The organism is Williamsia soli, from assembly GCF_017377795.1.
GTDB classification, from domain to species: domain Bacteria; phylum Actinomycetota; class Actinomycetes; order Mycobacteriales; family Mycobacteriaceae; genus Williamsia; species Williamsia soli.
Window position 1 is genome coordinate 490,545 of sequence record NZ_JAFRDR010000001.1, and the last position, 13,465, is coordinate 504,009.

At 64.9% G+C, this 13,465-nt stretch carries 15 protein-coding genes; 9 read left to right on the forward strand and 6 right to left on the reverse strand.

Annotation, left to right across the window (positions count from 1 at the left end):
- The first annotated feature begins 37 nt into the window (after positions 1 to 37).
- Both J3S28_RS02145 and J3S28_RS02150 read left to right on the forward strand, forming a co-directional pair.
- Positions 38 to 301 (forward strand): hypothetical protein, encoded by a 264-nt coding sequence (locus J3S28_RS02145; protein ID WP_207836916.1) that lies wholly within the window; start codon positions 38 to 40, stop codon positions 299 to 301.
- Between the two features lie 284 nt (positions 302 to 585).
- Complete coding sequence (locus tag J3S28_RS02150) at positions 586 to 1,152, forward strand: HdeD family acid-resistance protein (protein WP_207836926.1); 567 nt, start codon at positions 586 to 588, stop codon at positions 1,150 to 1,152.
- On the opposite strand, the gene J3S28_RS02155 is transcribed toward J3S28_RS02150, so the two are convergent.
- Positions 1,146 to 1,940: a lytic transglycosylase domain-containing protein gene (locus J3S28_RS02155; RefSeq protein WP_207836929.1), complete on the reverse strand. Its 795-nt coding sequence runs from the start codon at positions 1,938 to 1,940 to the stop codon at positions 1,146 to 1,148. The two genes, J3S28_RS02150 and J3S28_RS02155, sit on opposite strands and share 7 nt — an antisense overlap.
- A gap of 209 nt (positions 1,941 to 2,149) precedes the next feature.
- On the opposite strand from J3S28_RS02155, the gene J3S28_RS02160 reads away from it, so the two are divergent.
- Positions 2,150 to 2,965, forward strand: coding sequence for a GNAT family N-acetyltransferase (locus J3S28_RS02160; RefSeq protein WP_307796763.1), 816 nt, complete (start codon positions 2,150 to 2,152; stop codon positions 2,963 to 2,965).
- Entirely contained in the window at positions 2,962 to 4,068 is a 1,107-nt protein-coding gene (gene menC, locus J3S28_RS02165) for an o-succinylbenzoate synthase (RefSeq protein WP_207836939.1), read from the forward strand. The genes J3S28_RS02160 and menC overlap by 4 nt, the downstream gene beginning before the upstream one ends.
- Positions 4,069 to 4,092: 24 nt before the next feature.
- Here the strand turns inward: menC and J3S28_RS02170 are convergent, their stop codons facing one another.
- Entirely contained in the window at positions 4,093 to 4,716 is a 624-nt protein-coding gene (locus tag J3S28_RS02170; RefSeq protein WP_207836942.1) for an acyl-CoA-like ligand-binding transcription factor, read from the reverse strand.
- Positions 4,717 to 4,842: 126 nt separating this feature from the next.
- Here J3S28_RS02170 and J3S28_RS02175 point away from each other — a divergent pair, with 126 nt between their 5' ends.
- The 3 genes from J3S28_RS02175 (at position 4,843) to J3S28_RS02185 (ending at position 7,620) form a co-directional block, all read left to right on the forward strand.
- Positions 4,843 to 5,670, forward strand: coding sequence for a mycofactocin-coupled SDR family oxidoreductase (locus J3S28_RS02175; protein ID WP_207836945.1), 828 nt, complete (start codon positions 4,843 to 4,845; stop codon positions 5,668 to 5,670).
- 3 nt (positions 5,671 to 5,673) lie between these two features.
- On the forward strand, positions 5,674 to 6,627 hold the full coding sequence (locus J3S28_RS02180; RefSeq protein WP_307796764.1) for an AAA family ATPase: 954 nt from the start codon (positions 5,674 to 5,676) through the stop codon (positions 6,625 to 6,627).
- 69 nt (positions 6,628 to 6,696) lie between these two features.
- Positions 6,697 to 7,620 (forward strand): vWA domain-containing protein, encoded by a 924-nt coding sequence (locus J3S28_RS02185; RefSeq protein WP_207836948.1) that lies wholly within the window; start codon positions 6,697 to 6,699, stop codon positions 7,618 to 7,620.
- A gap of 25 nt (positions 7,621 to 7,645) precedes the next feature.
- Here J3S28_RS02185 and J3S28_RS02190 read toward each other — a convergent pair whose 3' ends face one another.
- Positions 7,646 to 8,458, reverse strand: coding sequence for a DUF1542 domain-containing protein (locus J3S28_RS02190; protein WP_372435932.1), 813 nt, complete (start codon positions 8,456 to 8,458; stop codon positions 7,646 to 7,648).
- Between the two features lie 160 nt (positions 8,459 to 8,618).
- Between J3S28_RS02190 and J3S28_RS02195 the strand changes: the two genes are divergently transcribed.
- Complete coding sequence (locus tag J3S28_RS02195) at positions 8,619 to 9,185, forward strand: DUF4334 domain-containing protein (RefSeq protein ID WP_207836951.1); 567 nt, start codon at positions 8,619 to 8,621, stop codon at positions 9,183 to 9,185.
- Here J3S28_RS02195 and J3S28_RS02200 read toward each other — a convergent pair.
- Entirely contained in the window at positions 9,182 to 10,453 is a 1,272-nt protein-coding gene (locus tag J3S28_RS02200) for a glycoside hydrolase family 183 protein (RefSeq protein WP_207836953.1), read from the reverse strand. The two genes, J3S28_RS02195 and J3S28_RS02200, sit on opposite strands and share 4 nt — an antisense overlap.
- A 153-nt stretch (positions 10,454 to 10,606) precedes the next feature.
- Here J3S28_RS02200 and J3S28_RS02205 point away from each other — a divergent pair, with 153 nt between their 5' ends.
- Positions 10,607 to 11,251, forward strand: coding sequence for a nucleoside/nucleotide kinase family protein (locus tag J3S28_RS02205; protein WP_307796767.1), 645 nt, complete (start codon positions 10,607 to 10,609; stop codon positions 11,249 to 11,251).
- Here the strand turns inward: J3S28_RS02205 and J3S28_RS02210 are convergent, their stop codons facing one another.
- Both J3S28_RS02210 and J3S28_RS02215 read right to left on the reverse strand, forming a co-directional pair.
- A complete protein-coding gene (locus J3S28_RS02210; protein ID WP_207836967.1) occupies positions 11,252 to 11,869 on the reverse strand; it encodes a TetR/AcrR family transcriptional regulator in 618 nt (205 codons plus the stop codon).
- Positions 11,850 to 13,328, reverse strand: coding sequence for a flavin-containing monooxygenase (locus J3S28_RS02215; RefSeq protein ID WP_207836969.1), 1,479 nt, complete (start codon positions 13,326 to 13,328; stop codon positions 11,850 to 11,852). Before J3S28_RS02215 ends, J3S28_RS02210 begins: the two co-directional genes overlap by 20 nt.
- Between the last annotated feature and the right edge of the window lie 137 nt (positions 13,329 to 13,465).

A 13,465-nucleotide genomic window follows, 5' to 3' on the forward strand; every position in this document is an offset into this window, starting at 1 on the left:
CCACAGCGAACGGCGACCACAAGGGAAACGAGACCCGATGAGCACCAGCGACGCCCAAGACATCGCGGACCTCAAACGTGAGGTGCGGCGGCAGGGTGAATTGATCGACGATCTCTACCGCAGGCTGGGTGAGCCGGCTCCAGCGCCCGGACCGTCGGCCACTGTGCCCGCCGCGATCACCGATGCGCTGCGCGCCGGGAAGCTTCCGGTCGCGATGAAGCTGTGGCACGAGCGCAACGGCGGGAGTCTCGGAGACGCCAAGAAGCAGGTCGAGGAGTACGCCCGCTCGCTGGGGCTTTAGTCACGCCGCAACCAATAGGCGCTCGAGGCGAATCCCGACAGGGGTTGCCGACGATCGTGATCGTGACCGCGCCGAGTCCGAGGCCGGCCATCCCGATGTTGGCAGTCGACCCGATCATGGGCAGGCTGGTCGCCGGCATTCCGAGTGCACGACGACTCGTTCGGCGATCGCGGTGCGGACCTCATCGGCTGAGCCGTACTCGTGGAACTCGAAGTTTTGCGGAGCAGGCGTCGTGAGGGTGACTTTCATCGGATCATGTGATTGGAAGGTTGTAAGTTCATCCCATGACGAACATTGTTGTCCCTCAGTCCTTCCCCGATCAGCTGCGCAACGCGGTTCGCGCCGGGCTCATCGCGAGCGCTGTCATCGGGATCATCATCGGAATCGTGGCGCTCATCTGGCCGGGACCGACGCTGCTGGTTGTCGCCATCCTCTTCGGAATCACCCTGGTCTTCACCGGTATCTACCGGCTGACCATGGCCTTTTCCGCGAAGTTGCTGCCAACCGGGATCAGGGTCTTCCTCGGTGTGATGGGGGCGATCATCTTGATCGCCGGTCTGGTGTGCCTGTTCAATCCGGGCGAGTCACTGCTGCTGCTGGCGATCTTCATCGGAGTCGCCTGGATCTTCCAGGGAATTCAGGAAGTGGCTGCCGGGCTGTCCGGTGCGCACTACGCGCCGAAGTGGTTCCTGATCGGATCGGGCGCGTTCTCGATCATCGCCGGCATCATCGTGCTGTTCCTGCCCGGCGTCGCGATCGAGACCTTCTTGTTGGTCGGTGCCATCTTGCTGGTGATCGTCAGCGTCGTCACGCTGTTCACGTTGCCGCGTGCGGCAGCAGCGCCTCAGTAACCCTGCGCCCAACCGCGGACGTTCGACACGTAATCCATCGAGTTGTTGTAGCGCAGCACTGCGGTGACCTGCTGGGCGGGATCGCGGAGGTCGAGGTTGCCGTCGCACAGGTAACGTCCGGTGGTCAGTGCCGCGTCGAACAGGTTCTGTGGGTCGGCAACGCCGTCACCGTTGCCGTCCTCCGCGTAGTGTTTCCAGGTCTCGGGCAGGAACTGCATCGGCCCGACCGCACGGTCGAAGTCGGGGTCGCCATCGAGGGCGCCACCGTCGGTGTCATGGATGACGTTGTTACCGGCGAGGCTGCCGTCGAGAACCGGGCCGAGGATCGGGATCTCGAGGTTGCCCGTGGCGTCGGCCTTCCCGTTGTTGGCGTGGGTGGATTCGACCCGGCCGATGCCGGCGATCAGTTGCCATGAGATGCCGCAGCCGGGCAGTTCCTGGGCGAGCTTGGAGCCCGCGGCGTGGTAGGCCTCCCAGTTGATCTTGGGAATGGCACCGGTGGTGACACTCGCGGGCACGGCCTCGGGGGCCTGCGAGGGCACCGGTGCGGGCGGCTCGGGGGTCGAGGCGACGGGCTGCGCAGTCGCCGGTGCTGCGACGGGCGCGGTGGAGGCGTCGGTGGCATCTCTGGGCGTCGGCGTGTTGTCGGCGACCTGGCTGGTCGGGCTCTCGGTCAACTGATGACCGGCTTCCGCGGTGGCTGCCGCTGCTACGAGTCCGATGGGGACGAGCGCGACCAATGCGAACGGTGAGCGCGGCTTTCTCTTAGGGGCTGAGTGCTTACCCAAGGCGGATACCTCCTGTTTCGGGCCTCAGGCCCCTGTGGTCCGCGCCGACGCTACCCGAAACAAGCCGTTAACCCGTTATCGATCCGTGACCAAACGGCGGCCTGCTCACGGGAGGGGCATCGGGGTGTGCAGGTCAGTGGTTCGCAACGCTAATAGTGTGATGTCGGCCATACCGACACGTGGATCGACTTCTGCGTAGATTCAGCACAGTGAAGAGTTCCCCGGTACCGACGTCGTCAGGGCTCGCAGTGCGCATGCTGGAGTCGAATGACGACATCGTGTCGCTCGTCGGTTTGTTCGACGACATCTGGCGGCCCGACCCGGGCAATCGTCCGGTCAGTACCGACATGTTGCGGGCGCTGATCCACGCAGGCAATTACGTCAGCGGCGCGTATCTCGATGATGTGCTGGTGGGCGGCAGCGTCGGATTCTTCGCGGCACCGGCCGGTCGCGTGCTGCACAGCCACATCACGGGGGTGGGAGATCGCGGCCGCGGGCGGAGCGTGGGTTACGCGCTGAAGTTCCATCAACGCGATTGGGCGCTGGCGCAGGGCATCTCCGAGATCACCTGGACGTTCGATCCGTTGGTGGCCCGCAACGCGCATTTCAACCTGGCGAAACTGGGTGCGGCGCCGCTGGCCTACCACGTCGACTTCTATGGGGATGTCGGCGACGAGATCGGTGGGGGCGACGACAGCGACCGACTGTTGGTGACGTGGCCACTCGGCGATCCGCGGCCCCCGATGCCCCTCGACTCCGGATCGCTCGTCGGTGCGGTGACCGCAATCGACACCTCTGATCCGGCGGCTCCGCGAGTGACCAGCCATCGCCTCTCCGAGGCCGACGTGGTGCTCGTTCCCGTACCCCGCGACATCGAGGCCATGCGCCGCGACGATCCAGCGGCGGCCTCGCGGTGGCGAATTGCCCTGCGGGAGGTCATGTCCGAGCTCATCGGCAAGAGCGGCAGAGATGTCACCTTCCACCGCTCGGGCTGCTACGTGTTCACGACATCGGAGCGATCATGAACATCACCGGAATCGAACTGCGGCTCGTCGACCTGCCGCTCGTTGCGCCGTTCCAGACCTCTTTCGGCGTCGAACTGTCCCGCCATGCCCTGCTGGTACGGGTCGCGACCGCCGACGCGGAGGGCTGGGGTGAGTGCGTCGCCATCGACGACCCGATCTACTCGTCCGAATACGCCGGTGGCGCAATCGATGTGCTCAGGCGATTCCTGATCCCCGGAGTGCTGACACCAGGACAGGTGACGGCGGCCGGAGTGGCACCGCTGCTGGAGAAGTTCAAGGGACACCGAATGGCCAAGGCTGCCTTGGAAACCGCGGTTCTCGACGCCGAACTGAGGATCGCGGATTCACCGTTGTCGGGATACCTCGGTGGGGTGCGCGCGTCGGTGCCGGTCGGCGTGTCGGTGGGCATCACCGACAGCATCGACAGACTCCTCGACACCGTGCAGGGGTACCTCGACGAGGGATACCGGCGCATCAAACTGAAGATCCAGCCGGGCTGGGATCTCGAGCCGACCCGGGCGGTCCGTGAGCGTTTCGGCGACGGCCTCATGCTGCAGGTCGATGCCAACACCGCCTACGGCCCGACGGATCTGCCGCACCTGGCCAAGCTCGACCCGTTCGATCTGTTACTCATCGAGCAACCGTTCGACGAGGAGGATCTGCGCACGCATGCCCGTCTGCGGGAGATGTCGACCACGCGGGTGTGCCTTGACGAGTCGATCTTGTCTGCGCGATCCACGGTGGACGCGCTGGCGATCGGGGCCTGCGACATCGTCAACATCAAACCCGGAAGGGTCGGCGGGCTTCTCGAAGCCCGCCGGATCCACGATGTCTGTGTGGCCCATGGCATCCCGGTGTGGTGCGGCGGCATGCTCGAGACCGGGCTGGGTCGGGCGGCCAACCTGGCCCTCGCTTCACTGCCGGGGTTCACCCTTCCCGGGGACATCTCGTCGTCAGCCCGATACTTCGACCGCGATCTGACGGAACCCTTTGTGGCCGAGGGTGGACTGATGGCCGTACCCACCGGTGCCGGGATCGGGATCGATCCTGATCCCCAGGCCCTGACGGAACTGACCACCTGGAGTGAGTGGATCACGCGCTGAACCGCCGACGCCCGTGTCCGCAGCTCACCTAATCTGCGGGCCGCTGGGTACCAACAGGTGAATGGAAGATCGAAGGCATTGCGGTAGAGATGTTTCCGGGTGCGATACCCAATACTCGTGACCGGTCATGATGGCGGCGGTGGTGGAGTGAGCGAAGGCGATCTCGAAGAGTTCGTCGCCCCGCCAGAGACCGCGACGTCGGATGAAGTCGGCGACTGCCTCGCGCCACTGCCGGTACAGCGCCGACGCATGGGACTGCACTGCGGGAACGGTCAGCACCAGCTGAGTGCGGTGCCGCGCCCACTCCTCGTCGCCGGGGCCGAATGCGAGCGCCGAGACTATCGCGTCCTCGACGACATCGCGGGGCGAGGCGGTGCCGTCATCAGCGGCCAGAAAGGCCGTGAGCCGGTCGAACTCGGCATCTGACTCGACCCACAACACGTCGGCCTTCGTCGCGAAGTAGCGAAAGAACGTGCGGCGACTGACCCCTACTGCCGTCGCGATGTCCTCGACACTGGTCTGTTCGAAGCCCCGGTCGACAAAAAGCCGTTGGGCTGCTGCTGCCAGCTCGTGCGCGCTGGTCGCTGCGGGACGACCGCCACGATCAACTGTGTCGGTCACTGCGGCGTGGACCTCCCCGTCTGCCATCTGGCTATCGTCTCACCTCCGTACCCCGTTGTGCGGGTTCGTCGGAAATCAGCACTGGTGTTCTGGCACTAGGTGACATAACCTCGAACTGAGAGCTGGGTCACAACGTGGGCAGGAGTAGTCACCATGGGCAAACTCGAAGGCAAGGTCGCCTTCATCACCGGTGCCGCGCGCGGTCAGGGCCGCAGTCACGCGGTCCGGCTCGCACAGGAGGGCGCGGACATCATCGCCGTCGACACGGCGCAACAGGTCGCCACCGTCCCCTACGACACCGCCACCGCCGCGGATCTGGAGCAGACGGTCAAAGAAGTCGAGGCCCTCGATCGCCGGATTGTCGCTTCCGAGGTCGACGTTCGGGATCTGTCGGCCCTGCATAAGGCCGCCGATGACGGATTCGCCGCGCTCGGGCGGATCGACATCGTGCTGGCCAATGCCGGCATCAGCACGATGGCGCCCACCCTCGAGATGGAGGAGGAGCAGTGGCAGACCATGATCGACATCAACCTGACCGGGGTCTGGAAGACTGTCCGCGCGGCAGCGCCGCACATCGTCGCAGGTGGACGCGGTGGTGCAATTGTGCTGACGAGTTCCCTGGCCGCGATGTGGGCCAATGAGAACATCGCGCACTACTCGGCTGCCAAAGCCGGTCTCGTCGGATTCATGCAGGTCCTGGCGAAAGAACTGGCACCACAGAGTATTCGCGTCAACACGGTGCACCCGACAACCGTGGCGACGCCGATGATCCTGAACGACGCCACTTACCAGCTGTTCCGTCCCGATCTCGCAGCACCGACCCGCGACGACTTCGAGGTCGCGGCGCGGGAGCTGAATGCCTTGCCGATCCCGATGGTCGAACCCGTGGACATCTCAGAGGCGGTCCTCTATCTGGTCTCCGATTCCGGCCGATACGTGACCGGGACCACCCATGTTGTCGATGCAGGTGGAAGACTCTAGGGCGTGCAGAACAACGGCTCGGTGGTCGAAGCGGCGTCATTGTCGGAGGTGCGGTCTCGTATCGCGCACAAGGTGGTCGGCCGTGAGCGGGAGACGGATCTTCTGCTCGCGGCGGTCGCCGCCGGCCGCGACCTGATGCTCGAGGGTCCGCCGGGTACGTCCAAGTCGACGCTGCTCGGCGCCATCACCTCCGAATGGGACATCCCGTTGGTGTTCGTCGAGGGCAACGCGGATCTGACACCGAGCCGTCTTGTCGGCCACCACAATCCGGCCCGGGTACTCCGGGAGGATTACACGGCCGACAACTTCGTCGAGGGTCCGTTGATCGAGGCGATGCGCACCGGTGGGTTTCTCTACATCGAGGAGTTCAACCGAGCACCGGAGGACACCTTGAACACGCTCCTCACGGCGATGGCCGAGCGCGTGATCACCGTCCCGCGAGTGGGTAGCGTCACCGCGCTCCCGACGTTCCGCATCGTGGCGTCGATGAACCCGTACGACAACATCGGCACCACGAGGTTGTCGACGTCCGTTCACGACCGGATGTGCCGACTCGTCATCACCTACCAGGATGCGGCGGCCGAACGTGAGATCGTCGTACGGCGAACCGGAGTCGAGTCGGCGCGCGTGGTTGCCGATGCCGTCGCGGTGACCAGGGCGACGCGGGAGCGCGACGACATCCGTCAGGGAAGCAGCGTCCGGGGTGCGATCGACGTCGCGTTGATGGTGGCGCAGCTCGCTCAGATGCGAGGCGTGGAGTTGCCTGCTGCCGATTCTGTGGAACCTCCGCGCGCATTGCCCGAGGACTACACGGCCGTGGTGCTCGACGCCATGCTGGTGGCCCTGTCCGGCCGAATTCATCTTGATGACACTGCTTTCGAGACACCCGAAGCGGTATTGCACCAGATCTGGCAGGACCACTTCATTCTGTTGCCCGCCGCTGCCGAACCCGGTTGAAGAGCAGTTCCGGCCGACGGTCCGCTGTCGCGACCGGGGAGGAAGGGTGCCGGACACGATCGCGCCCACATGAAGCCGTTGCGGAGAAAACCGAAGCAGCTCGACGAAGAACCTGAGCTGCTGAAGCCTGCATCCGGCGGTCGTGGTGGGTTCACGCTGATCCCCAAAGGGGGCCCATCGGGTAAGCCGATGCAACTCCCCGGGTCGTCGGCTCCGGGGGAAACGAACGATGACGGTGAGCTGTCGGCAATCGGCGGGGCCCTGGTCATCGATGAAGCCGGTCGCCGGCGGGCGAAGCAGATCGCGCGCAGACTCGCACTCGCGCAACCGATGCGGCAGCGTCGTGCGCGGCGTGCCAGTGCAGGCACCCTCACGACCATGCGCTGGCGCGGTGGGACCGACGAGCTCGATCTCGACGCGACCCTGGAAGCGATTGCCGGTAATCCGTTGCCCACCGACGACGACATCCTTGTTCGGGAGCGGGTCCGCAACCGACGGTCGATCGTACTCGTCGTCGACATCTCGGGCTCGACCAAAGGTGAACAGGTACGTACCGCGGCGGCCACGGTCGGCGCGATGGTCGGGGAGTTGGCGCGCGATGACGTTGCAGTGGTGGCGTTTTGGTCAGACGCCGCGCTTCTGGTTCGGCTGGGGGAGCGGGTGGGTCCGGAGACCGTGCTCGATCAGCTGCTGACCCTGCCTACGCAGGGTCTGACCAACGTCGCGTTCGCGCTGGAGGTCGCGGCGCGTGAACTGGTCGGTGTGCCACCCGCCGATGCGAGGGTGCTGCTGCTCAGTGACTGCGTACACAACGCCGGGCCGGATCCGCGTGGTGTCGCGGCGCGGTTGCCGCGACTCGATGTACTGCTCGACACCTCGGGCGAGAACGATCTGGATCTCGGCCGCGATCTGGGGGTGATCGGCCGCGGACGGTGTCGGGTGATCCGGGATCACCACGACGTGGCGCCCGCCTTGACCTCGATCTTTGGCTAACTGAGGTCGATCTTCGGGCAGTAGGTCAGAACCCGCCGAAATCCCCGCCACCGAAATCCCCGCCACCGAAATCTCCGCCACCGCCGAAGTCTCCACCACCGAAATCTCCCCCGCCGCCGAAGTCCCCGCTGCCGTAATCCCCGCCGCCGTTGTCGCCACCGGAATCTCCACCGAAGTCGCCGGAATCTCCACCGGAGTCACCGCCCGAGTCCAGACCGTCCTGATAGCCGTCGCCGTAGCCACTCTCGAAGGCCGCGCTGTCGTAGCCGACGCCCGCCATCCCGCCGAACATCGCGCTGAACAAGAAGACCGAGCCGACGCCCCAGGCGCCTGCCACCAGCGCCGGCTTCCACCAGGGTTCGGAGTACCAGCCGGCCGGTACGGGGCGTCCTGCGACGCGGCCACCCGGGTAGTAGTTCGGGGTCTTGTCGGACGGGTTCGGTGACGCGGAGACCTGGCGGCCTTCGAACTCGATGTCGCGGCTCTCGGTGACCTCACCGGAGGACTTCTGTCCGTCTAGTGTGGCGATCTCCGGACCCGGATCCATGTCCATCGCGAGTCGAGCTGCTCGGATATAGTAAAGACCTTCCAGCGCAGTCTGTTTGGCCAGCTGTGCCTGTTTGGGCGTGGTGGCCTGCTCGATCTGCGAACCGGCGGCGTTGAACCGTTCGGAGGCGTCGGACAACGCGGACTTGGCGGGTTCGTTGGAGCCGATCAGGGCGTAGACCTGCCCGCCGAGCCGCTCGATCGATTGGCGGGCATCAGCTTTCGCGTCAGCGAGGATGGACTCCTCGCTACGGCGACGGCTCGTGCCCTGACCCCGGGCCAGGACGACGATGCCGACGACAACGGCGATCACGGCAAAGATCAGCAACAGCTCCACGATGGCACCTTTCGATTCTCACCCCCGGTGAAATCGGACATCTTCCACCCTACCTGGGCGCCGAGTACCTCGATCCCCATCGTGGGGTGGGCCCCGGTGCTCTACATTGGCGTCCATGTCGACAGCCGAGAGAATCATCGTCCAGCAGCAGGCAACGGTCGCGCAGGCGCACGACGTGTTCGACAGTGCTGCCCCCGTGGAACCCGATTTCATGATCGGTACCTGGAAGGGCGCGGAGTTGCGAACCGGCCACCGGATGGACGGGATGCTCGGCGCGAGTGGCTGGTGGGGGAAGGCGTTCGTCGATGCCGAGACTGTGCATCCATTGCTGTTCCCGACTGCGGACGGTCGCGCGTTGTGGGCACTGGATCCGCGTCGGCTGCCGTTCGGGCTGTTGATGAGGGCGCCGCTGCCGTCGCTCGAGGGCCGGTCGCTGGCCGGACTGGTCGCCGCATCAAGACCGGTGATGGGCACCAGAAAGCCCAAGGCCCGGTTGCGGACCACCGAGTACGGCGGCGTGGGGTCGGCGACGATGGTCTACGACGCGCATCCGATCAATGACGTGTTCCGCAAGATCGACGACGACACCGTGATCGGTTTGATGGATCTGCGCGGCGCGCAGCCGTACTTTTTCTCGCTGCGGCGCGACGGCTCGCTACCGGTGCTGGCGCAGGGGCGCTAGCTCGTCCGAACCTTGGTGAGGTCGGTGCGCAGCAACATCACGTTGTAGCTGCCCCAACTCGACGCGGTGAAGTACAGGTCTTTGCCCGTCGACGAGGGATGGATGAAGGGGGCATAGACCCCCGGCAATTGCAGCGAGTTGTACAGGGTCGTAGGCGGACCGAACGGGCCCTCCGGGTTGTCGGCTGTCCGGATCACCGTGCCGCCATTGAGGTCACTGGTCCCGTAGAGAACGATGTACTTCTGCAGGTACTCGTTCCAGGAGGCCGACATCTCACTGACCGGTGCGGCGAGAACTGGCCTCAGGTTGCCGAGCTCTTCTTTCCATGGATCCACCGGGTCGTTGGTGTAGTACTCGTACGCGGCGAGGTTCACGAAGTCGGCCGGCTTCACCCGGGCGAGGTATGCGCTGCCGAAGCGGCCGTTCGGGGTCCCGTACTGATAGATGTACGGGTCGCCGGGCTTGCCCTTCGCGTACGCATTCATCTGGAACTTGTCGTTGTCCGCTTGGACTTGTCGAACTGTCGGAACGGTGACGGGTGCGTTGACACGTATCGTGTCGAGCTTGGTCTCCCAGGTCTGACCGTTGTCTCCCGATTCGGCGATCGCGGAATAGTTGGTGTCCCAGCGCCCCGCGTCGCCCCATTTACGGACAGACATGAAGTTGATGTACTGCTTGTTCCCGATCGAGATCGCGGCGGTCGGGATCTTGGTGACCTCGACGTAATCGAGACCGACGGCTTCGATCAACTGCCGCGCAAAGTTCGGCCGGTCGGCCGAGACGACCGATCCGGACGTGACGTTCCCGGGCTGGGCGTTCGGGACCGTGATGCCATCTGCCAAGTCGTTGTCATTCGACCGCAACAGCACGTTGAAGCGCCATTCCTGGCCGGCCGCGTTGCAGTTGCCAAAGGTGTCGCCGTACGCCATCAGGGTCTGACCCTGTGCGTTCTTCCAGCTGATGCCGAGGTCGGTGCCAGAGATCCCGAATCTGTTGAGGGTGTCGTTCTCGCTGCGGGGTCCGGTCACCCACGAAACGGTCTTGGTGGTGGCGCCGTTGAACCGGGGCAGTGCTCCCTGAGGTCCGCGGCCGCTTTGTCCGCCGGGTCCGCCGCTGCTCCCGGTGCCCAACCCAGGGATGCCGCTCGAACCGCTGGTTCCCGGGTTCCCGCAGGGTGCGGCCGCAGCAGGTGCTGCCAGTGCGACGGTTCCCGCCGCAGCCAGGGCGAGCACAGTGGTTCCGATTGTTGCTGCCCGCAAAGCGCGCATGGGTCCCCTCATCCGACGATCCGTGTTACCCCTGATGCTGAAGTGACTGATGGGGGTTAGATACGTCAGTGTTCCAGAGGTGTGAGGGTTTGCGAGTCTCGCTTCCGCAACGATCTGATGTTCGATGGAAGTACTCGGAGGAGAGGGGCGCACGTGATCACACGGCCTGCGGAGCTGATCGATCGGATCGAACGGCTACGGAAGACACGTGAACGTGTGCTGATCGGGATCGTCGGTGAGCCGGGGTCCGGGAAGAGCACGGTGTCCGCTGCCGTGTCGGATGTGCTGGGCGTCGACGCGGTGGTGGTCCCGATGGACGGCTTTCACCTGTCGAATGAGCAACTCGCGCACCTCGGCAGATCCGGCCGGAAAGGGGCGATCGACACCTTTGACGCGTTCGGTTATCTGCAGTTGGTGAGGCGGCTTCGCAGCCGGGACGAGCCTGTGGTCTATGCGCCCGACTACGTGCGCGGGGTAGAGGAGGCGATCGCGGGTTCGATCGCGGTCCCCGCAGACGTGCCGGTCGTGATTACGGAGGGTAACTACCTACTTGACGGCGACAAACCGTGGTCCGGGCTGCGTTCTCTGCTCGATGAGGTCTGGTATATCGAAGCGCCGCACCACCTTCGGCTCGAACGACTCGTGCAGCGACACATCCGGTTCGGAATGTCTGAATCCGCCGCGTGGCGTTGGGCCGAAGGTCCGGACGAGAGCAACGCACAGCGGACGAGGGCGAAGCGTCAGCTCGCCGATCTGGTCATCGACGTGACAGCGTTCGCTGCCGACGAACAGGACTGATCATGGGCGCAAGCCGAGGCCACGTGTCAGAGTGGTCGCAGCGAACTGTGCGGCGGCGTCCCAATCATGGGTGTGCAGGTGCTGCCGCGCACCGGTGAACTGGTCGGAAAGGCCGGTGATGGTGGCCCAGAGCAGCGTCAGAGCGCTTGTGATCTCGACTCTTTCGGCCTCGGGTTGTGCTGAATACATGCGATCGAGTGAAGTGTGGAGCACGGCCAGGACCTTGCGAGCAGCCGAGGCCAACGATTCCGTGTGGGCCGACGATTCGGCGGCCCCGATGTCGGCGAGCAGGGACCAGATGTTCAGCTCACGGCCGTAGATCCGGTACACGTCGAGGTACTCGGTGGCCACCAGGACGAACAGCGCGGCGGGATCGTCCGCTGACAAACATTCGGGCTCGATCACGTTGTGCAGCAGATGGAGGCGCTCTGCGTAGAGCTCGGCGAACAGCGCCTCTTTGGTGGGAAAGTACGTGTAGATCGTGCCGGGACTGATGCCTGCGCCCTTCGCGACATCGCGCATCTGCAGTGCTGCATAGCCCTTGTCTGCGAGCAGTGCGGCGCCGGCGGTGAGGATGTCGCGGCGCCGTGCGTCGCGGTCACCCCATTTGGTCGCCAACAACACCTCTCTCGGGGTGCGTGATCAGGTAATCCGACGACAGAGGCTGTCCGAGGAACTGTTTCAGCGTGGCGAGATCAAACGGCCAGAGGTCGACCGTGCCGTCGTCCTTGAAATACCAACTCTCGCAGCCGGTGTTCCAGACGGTCGGCTGTAAGGCTTCCACCACATCGGAGTTGAAGCGCCGCGTTGCCTTCTCGGACACCTCGACAGTCGACATCTCCCCGTTTGCGAACGCCGAGATCCACCGGATGATGTGGTCGCAGGTCAGCTCGGCCGCGGTTTGCAGGTGGATGCTGCCGACGGGGCTGTTGGGGCCGAGGATGGTGAAGAAGTTGGGGAAGCCTGGGATGCTCGTCATCGCGAACGCGTGCGGCCCGCTCTTCCAGGCCTCGTCGATCGTGATGCCATCGCGTCCGGTCAGGTTCATGGGCCGCATGTAATTGTGGGCTTCGAATCCGGTGGCGAGGACGACGACGTCCACGTCGTGATGGTGGCCGTCGGCGGTGACGATGCCGGTCGCGTCGACGTGGTCGATGCGGTCGGTCACCACCTCGACGTTCGGCTGCTGGACGGCCCGGAAGTAGTTACCGGACAGCACCTGTCGCTTACACAGTGGTTGGTAGTCAGGGCGCAGTCGCTCGCGGAGGTCGCGGTCGCGGATCAGCCGTAGGCAGAGCCGGGCGTAGCCCTGCACCGCTCGCCGCTTGATGCCGGGATGGATGGTCAGGTCGGTGAACAGGGCGCTGGCGCGAACCCACGCTCGAAATGATGCCTGCGCCAGTGCGGGTTTCCGCTGGAACAACCTGGTCACGAACTTCGGCTGGGGAAGGGTGGTCGGTGCCCACAGCACCCATTGCGGACTGCGTTGGAAGAGTGTCAGTGTGCGCGCGGTGGGTTGCAGTGCGCCGGTGATCTGCACGCCCGTCGAGCCTCCGCCGATGATGGCGATGCGCTTGTCCACGGTGTCGAGGCCGCGATCCCATCGTGCGGTGTGGACAACGGGGCCGGCGAAGTCGTCGAGCCCCGGGATGTCGGGGTGGTTCGGGTGGTGCAGTACGCCCGTCGCGGCAACCAGGAAGTCCACGGTGAACTCGTCGCCGGCGGCGGTGTCGACATGCCAGACGTCGTCGGCGAACCGAGCGGCGACGACCTCGGAGTCGAGCCGGATGTGAGGCCACAGGTCGTGATCGTCGGCGACGCCGCGGTGATAGGCCAGGATGTCGTCGCGCGAGGAGAAGATGTTCGGCCAGTCGGTCTTGTTCTGGAACGAGTACCGGTAGAGCAGCGATGGGACGTCGCACGCGAGGCCCGGATACCGGTTCCAGAACCACACCCCGCCGACGTCGGCACCCTTTTCGAGGATGGTGAAGTCGTCGAACCCGGCGGCCTTGAGTTTGACGCCCATCGCGAGTCCGGACATACCTGCGCCGATGACCAGCACCCTGGGGCCGGTCATGAGAGAACCTGGTCTCGCGAACCGAGCCCCATTATGAACATTGTTCAAAAGTAGAGACTCGACGCGTTCGAGTCAACGGTCGATGTCACCATTGCCGATTCCCGGGACGCCGGCGGCCTCGACCTTCGATACTGTCG